The 13,429-nt window shown below is 38.7% G+C and carries 11 protein-coding genes and 2 pseudogenes; 9 read left to right on the forward strand and 4 right to left on the reverse strand.

Translation table 11 applies throughout. From position 1 onward, the window contains the following. Nucleotides 1–65 precede the first annotated feature (65 nt). Nucleotides 66–884: a hypothetical protein gene (locus IPK31_19000; protein ID MBK8089835.1), complete on the forward strand. Its 819-nt coding sequence runs from the start codon at nucleotides 66–68 to the stop codon at nucleotides 882–884. Further along, nucleotides 884–1,234, forward strand: a complete 351-nt coding sequence (locus IPK31_19005) for a type II toxin-antitoxin system PemK/MazF family toxin (GenBank protein MBK8089836.1) — start codon at nucleotides 884–886, stop codon at nucleotides 1,232–1,234. Before IPK31_19000 ends, IPK31_19005 begins: the two co-directional genes overlap by 1 nt. A gap of 58 nt (nucleotides 1,235–1,292) precedes the next feature. Here IPK31_19005 and IPK31_19010 read toward each other — a convergent pair whose 3' ends face one another. Beyond that, nucleotides 1,293–1,601 carry a phosphoribosylpyrophosphate synthetase gene (locus tag IPK31_19010; GenBank protein MBK8089837.1) on the reverse strand — a complete coding sequence of 103 codons (309 nt, stop codon included), beginning with the start codon at nucleotides 1,599–1,601 and terminating at the stop codon, nucleotides 1,293–1,295. A 118-nt stretch (nucleotides 1,602–1,719) separates the two neighbouring features. Next, nucleotides 1,720–2,175, reverse strand: a pseudogene (locus IPK31_19015) (Lrp/AsnC family transcriptional regulator). A 156-nt stretch (nucleotides 2,176–2,331) separates the two neighbouring features. Between IPK31_19015 and IPK31_19020 the strand changes: the two are divergent. The 3 genes from IPK31_19020 to IPK31_19030 all read left to right on the forward strand — a co-directional run bounded on the left by IPK31_19020 (nucleotide 2,332) and on the right by IPK31_19030 (nucleotide 6,551). Beyond that, nucleotides 2,332–3,660, forward strand: coding sequence for an adenosylhomocysteinase (locus IPK31_19020; protein ID MBK8089838.1), 1,329 nt, complete (start codon nucleotides 2,332–2,334; stop codon nucleotides 3,658–3,660). A 213-nt stretch (nucleotides 3,661–3,873) separates the two neighbouring features. Beyond that, nucleotides 3,874–4,215, forward strand: coding sequence for a hypothetical protein (locus IPK31_19025; GenBank protein MBK8089839.1), 342 nt, complete (start codon nucleotides 3,874–3,876; stop codon nucleotides 4,213–4,215). An 83-nt stretch (nucleotides 4,216–4,298) separates the two neighbouring features. Continuing rightward, a complete protein-coding gene (locus IPK31_19030) occupies nucleotides 4,299–6,551 on the forward strand; it encodes a TonB-dependent receptor (GenBank protein ID MBK8089840.1) in 2,253 nt (750 codons plus the stop codon). Between the two features lie 127 nt (nucleotides 6,552–6,678). On the opposite strand, the gene IPK31_19035 is transcribed toward IPK31_19030, so the two are convergent. Next, entirely contained in the window at nucleotides 6,679–7,365 is a 687-nt protein-coding gene (locus IPK31_19035) for a twin-arginine translocation signal domain-containing protein (GenBank protein ID MBK8089841.1), read from the reverse strand. A gap of 304 nt (nucleotides 7,366–7,669) precedes the next feature. Here IPK31_19035 and IPK31_19040 point away from each other — a divergent pair, with 304 nt between their 5' ends. From IPK31_19040 to IPK31_19055, 4 genes and pseudogenes are all read left to right on the forward strand, one after another. Further along, on the forward strand, nucleotides 7,670–8,518 hold the full coding sequence (locus IPK31_19040; protein ID MBK8089842.1) for a hypothetical protein: 849 nt from the start codon (nucleotides 7,670–7,672) through the stop codon (nucleotides 8,516–8,518). A 41-nt stretch (nucleotides 8,519–8,559) separates the two neighbouring features. Beyond that, on the forward strand, nucleotides 8,560–9,162 hold the full coding sequence (locus IPK31_19045) for a hypothetical protein (GenBank protein ID MBK8089843.1): 603 nt from the start codon (nucleotides 8,560–8,562) through the stop codon (nucleotides 9,160–9,162). Nucleotides 9,163–9,257: 95 nt separating this feature from the next. After that, entirely contained in the window at nucleotides 9,258–10,895 is a 1,638-nt protein-coding gene (locus IPK31_19050) for a peptidase (protein ID MBK8089844.1), read from the forward strand. A gap of 21 nt (nucleotides 10,896–10,916) precedes the next feature. Continuing rightward, nucleotides 10,917–12,659, forward strand: a pseudogene (locus tag IPK31_19055) (peptidase M14). A gap of 82 nt (nucleotides 12,660–12,741) precedes the next feature. Here IPK31_19055 and IPK31_19060 read toward each other — a convergent pair. Beyond that, a complete protein-coding gene (locus tag IPK31_19060; GenBank protein MBK8089845.1) occupies nucleotides 12,742–13,218 on the reverse strand; it encodes a hypothetical protein in 477 nt (158 codons plus the stop codon). Nucleotides 13,219–13,429: the final 211 nt, after the last annotated feature.

The raw sequence follows: 13,429 nt of genomic DNA on the forward strand, positions 1-13,429 counted from the left end.
ATCCACCGTTAACTGAAACCTTTTGAAGTCTTTGATGACATCAAGCTGGACAATAAATTAACCATTTGGCAGTTATATTTACAGGGAAAATAGCCTTAAATTTGCCACAAATGATAGCAACAGCAAAAAATTATGATGCAATCTGTTTTCAGTTGAGAAATAACCTTTATTCTCAATTGCAAAATCCCTTGAAGCGAGAGTTGAACCGCCTTTCTAATGATATAAAAAAATTAATCACTTCAGGAAAAAAAATCCAAGCACAATCTGTTGGTATTCTTAGCCAGGTTTTTAGCCTAAGGATTAAGGCTCTTAAATGGTTATCTGCCGATATGAATTTCGATTATTTGGAAATGTTTAAGGATGTTTTTCCACAAATAGAAGAATTAAAGTCAAATAAGAAACTTGAAGTTTTAACTGACAATATCCTCTTCGCTTTACGTTGTAACCAAAGAGTTGTAGAATCAATAATGAATTATAGCGAATTTCCCTCAGAAACATTTTCTTCAACCCTTACAGAATTTCCTGACATAACCTATCAACAGTTTATTGGATCATTAACAGTTGCAAATCTTGATGATGAGACAACACAAAAAATTGTGGATTGGACCAATGCATCTCTGCATATTGAATTTGTACTGTTGGCAACTGATATTATTGGTGATGAAAAAATAAAAATTTCGGATAAAACCATTAATGAATTAGCTTTTCTTATTGCAGATGCAGCACAGGAATATTCTGCATTGGCAACAGAATTAGGTATTTTAAAATCTTATTCTGTACGACAATCATTTTCAAACTTATCTTTCGACAATAGCTTTACCAAAGAACAAAAACAATTCGCTGACTTGGGCTTGGACGATTTTGCCATAAATATTTTAAATTAATGAAGCAAAATTATACCAAAGGTGAAATCATAAATGTCAATCTTGGCAAACCTCCAAAAGAAATAAAAGGACACGAACAGGGCTTAGAAAGACCTTGTGTTGTAGTTAAATCATTTAATAATCTTGATCTGGCTATTGTAGTCCCATTGACAACCAAAGAAGCGAAATACAGTTTATTCACAATTGTAAAAATCCTGAAAGGTACCGCAGGACTTACTGCGGACAGTTACGTTTTATGCCATCAAATCAGAACAATTTCATTTGACAGAATTACTGGTAAACGGTCAAGATTAGATAATAAAGATATTTTAAAAATCCATGCGGTTCTTATTGACACGTTAGAACTTTAGTCTATTAGTGTAAGTCAAACACATCAACAAATACCCAGTCAACGGAAAGTCCCAAAGGTTATGCATTATGATGATCCACCAACTTTTTCATCATCTCTGCTCCAACTGCATCTGATGATGCACCATATCCATTTACAAACACTCCTTTATGTCCGTCTCTTGATTCAATTGCATAAACGATCGCTTCATCATTAGGATCGGTATCACCCTCAAAACGGTAGATCTCTTTTATTTCAAACTCTTCAGGAGTTAGATTAAGATCAGGATTAAAACATTGAAGTGAATTTGTCTGCAGATTAAAATCAAGAACAAATCCTCTTTCTCTTAACCCATTAATTGCTTCGGTTACTGTATCGTAATTGTACATAGATGTTTTGTTTATTTAATATTTAAAAATAATTTCATCCATTCAAAGGTAACTACCGTCAGAATTATCCGTCCGACGAGGGGTCAGGCGTACCTCGTACATCTAACATCGTACATATCTAAACCATCACCTGCGTTTGCTTCAACACTCCCATCACAAACACACTCTGCACATTGCCGATGTTTTCGCTCTGACTCAGTTTGTTTACATGGAAATTATAATAGTCATCCATGTTTTCTGCTACCACCTTCAGCATAAAATCAAATTCACCTGAAATATTATAACATTATATCACCTCACTCAGTTCATTGATATGCTTAATGAATTTTGTGCCGGCATTTTTGCTGTGTTCTTTCAGCGATACATAACAGATCACCATCAACCCCTTTTTTACTTTTGCAGGGTCAATTAATGCAGTATATTGTTTGATAACCCCACTTCTTTCAAGCGATTTAATCCGTTCATGCACAGGTGAAATGCTTAGATTGACTTTATCCGAAATTTCCTTCACCGTAATCAAAGCATTTTGCTGCAATAGACGAAGAATACCGAGGTCAATTTTATCTAACGAAATTGACTTGAAGTGATTTGTTCTGTTTTAATCGTTTTTGCCATACTGAAAAAGGATATTTTTCTTTTAATGACACCAAATTAGAATATTTTCCTGAATTTATTCACATTCGTATTATTTTCATCTGAAAAATTAACTTTGTGTCTTAAATTATAAAACATGTCAACTCTTACAAGAAACAAAATTGACTTCGATCTGAAGTATAAGGTAAAAGATATCAGCCTGGCTGAATGGGGCCGCAAGGAAATCCGTTTGGCTGAAGCAGAGATGCCGGGCTTAATGGCGATCCGTGCTGAATACGGTCCGTCACAACCATTGAAAAATGCACGTGTTGCCGGTTGTTTGCACATGACCATTCAAACAGCGGTGCTGATTGAAACATTAACTGCATTGGGTGCAGAAGTTAAATGGAGCTCTTGTAATATCTTTTCTACACAGGATCATGCTGCTGCTGCCATTGCTGCTGCAGGTATTGGTGTATTTGCGTGGAAAGGACAAACAACTGAAGAATCTGATTGGTGCATTGAGCAAACATTGTTCTTCGGTTCACCTGAGCGTCCGTTGAATATGATCCTTGATGATGGTGGTGATTTAACCAACATGGTGCTGGATAACTATTCTGAACTGGTTGCAGGAATCAGAGGTCTTTCTGAAGAAACTACAACTGGTGTTCACCGCTTATATGAGCGTATGTCGAAAGGTACATTACCAATGCCTGCTATCAACGTAAATGACAGCGTAACGAAATCTAAGTTTGATAATAAATACGGTTGCCAGGAAAGCTTGGTTGATGCGATCCGTCGTGCAACTGATGTAATGATGGCTGGTAAAGTAGCAGTAGTTGGTGGGTATGGTGATGTGGGTAAAGGAAGTGCTATGAGTTTACGTGGTGCAGGTTGCCGTGTTATTGTTACGGAAATTGATCCGATCTGTGCGTTACAGGCTGCCATGGATGGCTTTGAAGTAAAGCGTATGATTGATGCAGTGAAAGAAGCTGATATTATTGTTACTGCTTCAGGTTGCCGTGATCTGATCACCGGTGAACATTTCAAAGCAATGAAAGACAAAGCCATTGTTTGTAACATTGGTCACTTCGATATTGAAATTGATGTTGCCTGGTTAAATACAAACTATGGGCATACAAAAGATACCATCAAACCACAGGTTGATTTGTATAATATCAATGGTAAAGATGTGATCTTATTAGCTGAAGGCCGTTTGGTAAACCTCGGTTGTGCGACAGGACATCCTTCATTTGTAATGAGTAATTCATTCAGTAACCAAACACTGGCGCAGATTGAATTATGGCAGAACTACAGCAAGTACGAAAACAAAGTGTACGTTCTTCCTAAACACCTCGATGAAAAAGTGGCTCGTCTTCACCTTGCAAAAGTGGGTGCTCAGTTAGATGAGTTGACAACTGCACAAAGTGAGTACCTCGGTATTCCACAGAATGGTCCGTTCAAATCTGATCTGTACCGTTACTAAGAAGAAGATTATAAGAAAATAAAAGAACCCGTCTCTTTCGAGACGGGTTCTCTGTTTTTATCAGAAGGGAGATTACTATTACTTTTGCAAATATGATTGAGATCAGTTTTTGTAAAAGTGCCCGTCTCTAATTTTGCTATACTATCAGTTCCATTCTGTGAAACAATTTATCAGTATATTATTTTTCTTCCCCTGCTTGCTCAAACATTCAGCATGAGCTTTAAAGTTGCAGCCTACTACATCAACAATACAGCTTATGTAAAAAACTGTGTAAACAAAGAAAAGCCAAAATTAAAGTGCAACGGAAAATGCCAGTTAGTTAAACAGATACAGGAAGAAGAAAAACAAAGCCAGGAAACACCTTTGCGTAAAACAGATAACCGTAACGAAATATTTTCTTCAAGATCCTATCCTCCCCGCTGCACAATTACTGCTTTATTCAAGTCGATAACTCATAACAGTTGCTATCCATCAGGCAATGCTGTAGGTATTGCCATTTCGATATTTCATCCCCCTGAACAAGCTGCTTCTTCTCCCATTTTTTTTAACAGATAGTGTAAACGGGCTGATACTGCTTTGAATTCAAACTGCAGTAACTGTCCTGCATGCATCATTGTGATTAACTTAATTAAATTATTATGTTCAGGAAATATATAATATCACTATTGGGTGGGGTTGCCTTGCTGCTCTTATCAGCACCCTCATTTGCTCAGCAAACAACAATTCTTATTAAAGATGCTTCTACCAGCGAAATAATTGAGCATGTAAGTTTCATCTATGGAACACAAAAAGGTCACTCAGGAAAATCTGGGAAAATTTCTTTTTTGATACAGGAAGGTGTTTCCTTAATTCTTTCACATATTTCATATAATGAATACATCCTTACAGCTGATCAGCTTAAAAAAATAATCCCTCTTGGTGTTATTTCATTAGAATCTGTAACTCCGCAAATGCTTAATCCCGTTACTGTATATGGTTTAAAAGGGAAGCTGCCTCAGAAATCCATCCGTTTAAATAATGGCGATTGGGTACAACATGATGCAGGAAGTGTTTTGCAGCAAATACCGGGTTTTAGTGCTATCAGAAAAAGTGGTGCATTTGGTTTTGATCCTGTTTACCGTGGATTTAAGCTGGAACAATTAAGTATTTTAAATGATGGCGCCTTAACTGCAATGGCTGCCTGTCCTAACCGAATGGACCCTCCGACCAGTCAGATAATGATTAACCAGACAGAGCAGATTGAAGTAATGAAAGGGCCTCACAGTTTTCGGTATGGCCCTGCAATGGGTGCTGTTATTAATTTTAAATCTGCCACTCCGGAATTCAGTGTAAAATCAAACCCATTTGGAAGAATAAATACGGGTTTTGAAAGTAATGGTGAAGTTTACAGGACTGAAGGAGTGTTGGGAATACAAACTGGTAAATTAAATTTATCAGCAGCTGGTTCTTACTCTGCAGGAAATGATTATAAAGATGGACGAGACAGCGTAATGCCTGCCAGCTTCAACCGTGGTGCTATAAATCTGAATGCGGCCTATAAAATAAAAGAGCAACAGTTAATTACATTTACTGCAACCAGAAATTTTGCACGAAACACAGATTTTGCAGCACTCGGAATGGACTTACTGAGTGATGATACATGGCTGCTGCAAACAGGTTATAAGGTCTCTTCAAAAACAAAATGGTACAGTAACTGGAACACACAACTGTACACTTCATTTGTTGAACACAGCATGGGTAACCAATTTCGGCCAACATCTGCAACAACGCTGATGTACACTGATGCTGCCACGCAAACAACAGGAGGAAGAACAGAATTCACTGTTCAGCGCAAAAAAACAGTACTTTATTTTGGCGCTGACGGAAAATTTGAAACAGTTGATGGTAACAGAACAAGAAAAATGATTACAGGAATGATGGCCGGAAAAGAGTTTATTGACACTGTTTGGCAAAACAGCAGTAATACAAGGAGTGGAATATTTACAGACCTGCATCAGCAACTTGGGTTATATAAGTTATCAGTTGCGGGCAGGCTGGATGTATTATATGCCAAAGCAGATAACCTGTCTGCAAAATTTAAGACACAATACAACGATGCAACTGCGACGGATATTAACCCAAGCATAAGCGCAGGTATCAGCCGGCAATTCAGTAATAATTGGTATGCAGGATTGTGGATTGGCCGTGGTATGCGGAGTGCAGGTATTACGGAGCGTTTTATCAACTCCCTTACTGTTGGTTTAGACCCCTACGAAATGCTGGGAAATCCCCAAATAAAACCGGAAGCTAATAACCAGGCAGATATTACTGTTGCCTATAAAAGTGAAAAATCTTCTGTTGAATTAAACGCCTATGCATCTGTTATCAGCAATTATATTTCTTCAGTCATCAATCCTTCTGTTGCACCCCGTATTACAACTGCTCCGGGGGTACGTCAATACATCAATATTAAAGATGCAAGGTTATATGGATTTGAGTTCAGCTGGCTTCAGCAATGGATTCCCGAATTGCAACAGCAAATCAGCCTCACGTATGTATATGGTGAAAATAGAATTACTGATAACCCTTTGCCTGAAATTTCTCCAATGGAATTCCGCTATAAACTGGAAGGAGTATTCTGGAATAAAAAACTGATGCCTAACCTGGCGATTCGTTATGCCGGCAAACAGAATCGTGTAGCTGTAGATTTTGGCGAAAGAAAAACCAGCTCTTTTACAACAGTTGATATTGGAATAAAAGCAATTCCCGTTAAAAATGTACAATTATCATTGGCAGTAACTAACCTGATGAACAAAACTTACAGGGAACATCTCAGCCGCTATATGAGCAGCAACCGTCCTCTGAATGCACCGGGAAGAAGCTTTGTTGCTATGCTTGTTTACAGTTTTTAGACCCATTTATTATAAGCCGAAAAGAAAACAGACTCTTCAATGAGTCTGTTTTCTTTATCAGAAGTTTGCACAGTGATTGAATATTTTTTATAATATCAGCAAGCCGTTTCGGCCTGCTTTAAAAATTCTATCCTGCGAAAATATAACCGCATCCCTTTTCCTGTGCCCTTCCAATTGCCCATACACCGGAAGGTACCGGTTGAATGTCCGGCAACATACCAGCCATCCAGTCTTTACGAATTTCTTCTACATTCACCTTCATCATATCAGCAGCAACAGCAGAATAAACTGCAATTGCAGCCTGGCAAACACAGAACATTACACCATCAGCCTGCAGATCATTAATGCCGATTGATACCGGACCAATACCCGGAACAACAAAATCATCTGTCTTGGGTTTCCAGAATGGATTGCGTAAAGAAGGCTTCCCGGTTTTGGGATCATCTGCTTTGAACAAATCACCCATTTTATATTTTTCCCAAAGCCTGTCTTCAAAAGCATATCCTATTGCTGTGTGTCTAAGAACAACTACCACACTGTTCTCCTTTGGTGCTGATCCGGTTGATTGGTTCGTTAATAAAAATACTTTCGGCCATACAAATGGCATAATCTCATGCGGACGTGTAGCATCAAATACAACTTTGTGTTTGCCTTTTATTTTATTGAACCATTCATCAGGGCTGCCCGGATTTGTTGTTTCTTCAAGTGGTTCAGCATTGAGCTTTAAAGGAAAAGAAGCCAAACCAAAAGCTGCTGCACCTGCAGCAACAGTTCCTAAGAATTGACGACGTGCTGTCATCTCATCCTGTTTCATCTTTTCAAGTTGAAAAAAATTAATGGTTAAGAAATTGTTTCACCTGTATTAAACTCAGAATTGAGTGCTTTTTATGTGATGCTTTACAAGGTAAACAATGGGGTAAGCAGGGGAGCGGAACAATTGGCGGCAAGACTTCTAAGCTAATCACTTTAAAAGAAAAATGCAAGCAGGAAAAGATCTGTGTTGAAAAAAAATACAGTTGACCCAGTCAGATTGATCGTCACCTGAGCAAGTGCAAAGATGAGCCCCGTACATCGGTTCTAATAGCGTACTTTTATACAGCTTAATCCCCATTGCAGGAATGCTGAAGTACCAAATTGTTTTTGTTTTGTTTCTCTTAGCCGCTTTTTGTGATGAACTGCCTGCTCAATCACAGCCAAAAGTTTTTTCAACTGAACAAAAGAAGGCGCTGACTTATCTCGGTACGATCCATTTAAGTAAAAACAGCTACTGGCCAAAAATCAACCCGCAGCTTTTTGAAGAAAACCTGCGCAGAAATATTGAAGCGCCGGTTTTTCTGTTTGCAGGCAGGAACACTAACTTCTGCGGTTTTGCCGCATTGGGTTATGTTTTTTTAAAAGAAGATCCGCTTGGTTATACAAAATTCATGATTGATCTGTATTTGAACGGAAAGGCTAATTATGGCAATACGACTTTTACTCCTTCAAAAGCAATTATGCAAATGGCGGGGCAGGTTATGTTTGAAGGTGAGCTGGATAGAAATGATGCTGACCAGATCTTATTCTTTACGCTTGCTGATCACTTTAAAGGTTATCTGAATATATTCAATCACAACTATCATCCCGGCGATGAACAGGGATTCTGGGCAGCAACCAACCTGCGGAAATTTAACCGGATGCTGAGAGTGATGTTTAAAGCAGAAATTAAATCAACCGGATCAGATCTCATCAGACCTTCCTTTAAAAATCTCACATCCTTTTTGAATGAAAAACTGGAAACTGGTGATGTATTTCTGTACCTGAACTATACCATACTGCGAAAGAAAAATCATTATAAATTAAGGAAGAGAATTCCGACCCATTATATTGTTCTGCAAAGTATTTCAGAAGAAAACGGAATTGCAACACTTACCTATTGGGATGCAGGATCAAAAACCCGCAGAATGATTTCAACTGAAAACATTAAGTAAAATTCTCTATGGTGTAAGCTGGCGTATCAGAAAATAACAACATGCAACTAAAACAAACGATATTCATCAGCATACTCTTCTGCACAGTTTTGTCCTGTTCCCCTTCCCGGAATTTTCCTGTAAGATATTACCGGGAACATGAAGAAGAACTTACGATAATTGAACGCCTGTACAGCAGAATCTATCCGGTTAAACCATTGGCAGCTGCATTTACTGATAAAGAGTTTAATCACGTTTCAATTGAAATGAAAACCGATTCTTTGAGATATGTGTACGAATTCAATTGGCAGGATGTTTCTATGAAAGACAGTCTGCAGAAATATGGATACGATACTGCAACGGTTATGCAAATGATCAGGTATATGAAACAGATCAGGTGCACCTGGATCAATACACTGGATTACTATGTTGACCGCCAGAAACAAATGTTGACGTTTATGTCTATCCGCAACAAACAGCTTGATGTTCCTTTTGCTCCTGAGAAATACTTCATTCTTACGTTTTATAAACAACCGCAGTATTATGATGCCGATGGAATTTTATTAGACAAACGGAATGTTCGCCGCATCCGAAAGGTGAACAATGAAATTTTTCGAAGGATCAATGACAAGGTTTGCTATACCCTTTCTGCAAGGTTCCGTTAATCAGCCCCATCCCTTATCCACACATTCGGCCATTCATCACATGAGCAGGTTCGGGCTGTTGTTTTCAGTATATTAGCCAACCTAAACTTTCTTCCATGAGTAAAAGAACAACTGCTTTTCTTTTTTGTGCATTGCTGGTATCGATAGCACAGGCACAAAACAATTACAGCAATTTTGCAGCACAAAGCAACCGCATCAATGCACTTGCTAAAAATTATCCGCAATTTGTAAAGGTCAGATCGCTTACCAAAACAGCTGGTGGTAAAGAAATCTGGCAGGTAACAATTGGAACAGGGAACGTTGACAGCAAACCGGCCATACTCGTTGTTGGTGGCGTAGAAGGAAATATGCCGTTAAGTACCGAACTGGCCATTGGCTTTGCCGAAAATATTTTACAGGGAACAAATACCGACAGCATCAAAACACTGCTCAGCAAAACCACATTCTATGTTTTTCCAAACATGAGCCCCGATGCAATGGAACAATATTTTGCTGCACTGCAATATGAAAGGCAGGGCAATGCAACTGTAACTGATGAGGACCGTGACGGCAAATCAAATGAAGATGGTTATGACGACCTTGATGGTAATAAAAAAATCACCTGGATGCGGATTGAATCACCTGTTGGTGAATACAAAACACATCCAAATGATGCGAGAGTATTGATCAAGGCAGATGTCAGCAAAGGTGAAAAAGGGAAATATATTGTAGTTGCTGAAGGAATTGATAATGATAAAGACAATCTGTTCAATGAAGATGGTGAAGGCGGTGTTTCTTTCAATAAGAATTTATCTTACAAACATCCTTCCTTCACTCCCGGTTCAGGAGAGTTTGCCGTTTCAGAAAATGAAACAAGAGCATTGCTTGATTATTTGTATGATCGTTATAATGTTTACGCTGTCATTAGTTTTGGCAGCAACAATAATCTAAGTACTGCTTACACATTTAATCCGGCAGCAGTTGCACAAGCGATCATTACCGGCTGGTTACAACCAGATACAAAAGTGATCAGTATGGTTGCAGATCTTTACAGCAAAACGGTGAACCTGAAAGATGCACCGACGGGTAATATTGTTGGAGGTGATTTTCTTTCATGGGCTTATTATCATTACGGACGTTTTAGTTTCAGCACGCCAGGCTGGTGGGTTCCAAAAACAAAACCTGATACAGCAAAAAATGAAAAAGCATTTACGGTTGAAGATGCAACTGCCAACTATTTGCGCTGGGCATCACAACAGGGCATCGGCAATACCTTCACAGACTGGAAAGTTATTCAGCATCCTGATTTTCCCAATCAAAAAGTAGAAGTGGGCGGTGTTGATCCTTTTGTATTAACCACCCCACCCTATTCACTGGTTCCTGATCTTGTAAAAAAACACAGCAGCTTTTTAGTGAAGCTCGCCACATATCAACCGGAGATTGATCTCGTTAATCTGAAAACAGAAAAGCTGGCAGGTGGATTAACAAGAATTACGGTTGATGTCATCAATAAAGGTGCACTGGCATCTCATTCCAAATTAGGTGAACGGAGTTACTGGGTAAAACGGATCAATGTAAAAGTGAATGCAACAGGTAATCAATCTGTCATCAGTGGAAAAAAGATTCAACTGCTTAATGTACTGGATGGTTATGGTTCACAACAGTTAAGCTGGCTTATCAAAGGAAGTGGTAAAGTTTCCATAGAAGCAGGAAGCCCCACTACCGGAACTAAATCCATTGATATAACACTTTAAGTTCACACAAAAATGAGTACAATGAAATTTCATATAAAACAAATTGCTGCAACCGTTGTAATGGCTGCCACAACACTGTTTGCAATGGCGCAAAATGCAGATCAGATTTTTAAAGCAGCCGGTTCTCCTGCCAATCCAAAAGTGGCCATCAGCTGGAATCATTATAACGATCATGCAGGCATCACTGAGATCGTTAAAAAAATTGCAGCAGCACATCCTGAACTGGCTAAATTAGAATCAATTGGTAAATCATATAAAGGTCGTGACATCTGGTGCTTAACCATCACTGATTTTAAGAAAGGCAATCCTGATAAAAAACCCGGAATGTATATTGATGGTAATATTCACTCCAATGAAATTCAGGGTGCTGAATTTTCATTATACACAGCCTGGTATTTAACTGAAACATTTAAGGATACAAAATTCATACAGGAATTGCTGGCCGATAAAGTGTTTTATATCGTTCCAACTATTAATCCTGATGGCAGAGACAGTTATTTTCATGAACCAAATACAGGCAGTTCTCCACGTTCAGGTGTAATACCTGTTGATAATGACCGTGACGGGCAGATAGATGAAGATGGATATGATGATCTTGATAGCGATAATGAAATTCTGCTCATGCGCCGCAAAAGTTCAACCGGCCGTTTTCGTGTTGATCCCACTGATCCAAGAAGAATGATACAGATTGGCACTGATGAAAAAGGTGAATATGAAATACTTGGGCTGGAAGGGAAGATAATGATGGTGACGGACAGGTAAATGAAGATGGTTACACATTTGAATATGATCCCAACCGTGACTGGGGATGGGGTTGGCAGCCAAATTATATTCAGAATGGTGCTTATAAATATCCCTTTTCCTTACCGGAGAATCGTGCAGTGATGGAGTTTGTAATGAAGCACCCAAATATTGCAGGTGCACAATCTTATCATAATGCAGGCGGCATGATCCTACGTGGCCCCGGTGATCCTACTGATCTTGTTACATACAATGCACATGATCTGCAGGTATATGATGCTATTGCCAAAAAAAGGTGAAGAACTGATTCCCGGCTACAAGTATTTAGTCGTGTATAAAGATCTGTATTCAGCTTATGGTGGTGAACTCGATTGGTTCTATGGCGGCCGTGGAATTTATACTTACTCTAATGAACTGTGGACTCCTTACCTCTTCTTTAATAAAGATGCAACAAGAGATCCGCAGGATAATTCTTCTTTCCAGTTTGACCGTTACCTGCTTTTCAAAGATGCATTTGTTGACTGGCATGAATACGATCATCCGCAATATGGTAAAATTGAAATCGGTGGCTTTAAAAAGAATTTCGGAAGGGCTCATCCCGGCTTCTTACTGGAAAGTGATGCGCACAGGAATATGTCCTTCACCGTCTATCATAGTTTTCATACACCGAAGCTGACTGTTGATACAATTGTTGAAAAAGACTTGGGTGATGGATTGAAAGAAGTAACAGCTGTTATTACCAACAGCCGCATTATGCCAACACACAGCAGCCAGGATTTGAAGTACAAAATTGAGCGGCCGGATTATATTACCATCTCCGGTGCAAAAGTTGTTGCAGGCATGGTTGTTGAAAATGCTGATCTGAATATTACCAACGAACAGAAAACGAATCCTGAAACAATCAGTGTAAACAATATCCCCGGTCTGTCAACAGTAAAAGTAAGATGGATCATACAGGGCAGCGGAAAATATACAGTAACTGCCGATAGCAAAAAAGGTGGAACTGCTGTTAAGACTAAATAATTCAACAGAAACAGATAGCGAAAAGCCCGGTCATAAGACCGGGCTTTTGATTTACCATAATGATTTTGGATTTTTATTTTCATTAATTCATTTGTCCAAAGAAATAAGTTAGTCCTGCACCGGCATACAGAATGCCGCCAGTGTACAAAGCCTGTATATAAAAAGCTCCATCACTGATTACACGTTTCTGATAATTGATATACAGAAGCGGCTTCCCTGCATTAATTGTTTTGAAATAAGAATAACGCTGATCAACCTTACTCACCTGCTCCCTTTTATAAGTGTGTAAGGCTAACCCGGTTCCTATATCAAGACTGGATTTTTCTGTGAGACTTATCAAATGCCCTGCCTTCAGAAAAAATACATCATGCACCTCAGACTCATCAGTAATGCTGACTAAGTATCCTGTGTTAATCTTTATTTTATTAAACTGATAACCCGCTTCAATATTCGCAACCATCTTTCCAACACTGCTAACACCTCCTCCAAAATTGACTGTAACCTGTGCGTTTGCAATACATGCAAAAAGAACTGAAAAAAGGGTAAAGATTAACTTCATGGTTTATACTTTGAAAGCAAAAAATGAACAACTGGTCATTGACAGCCGTCAATAAATAGTTGCAGTAAGCAAAATGAAAGTTTTCTTTAATAATACAGGGATACCGGTAAGTTCAGAGGAATTGAATAGTGGAAGCAAAAAGGCACGCAAATCTATTTACACCTTCAATATAAAAAACTGTTTGTGATTAAATAAATAGCTGATTTCAATC

This window comes from Chitinophagaceae bacterium (assembly GCA_016713085.1).
Classification (GTDB): Bacteria; Bacteroidota; Bacteroidia; order Chitinophagales; family Chitinophagaceae; genus Lacibacter.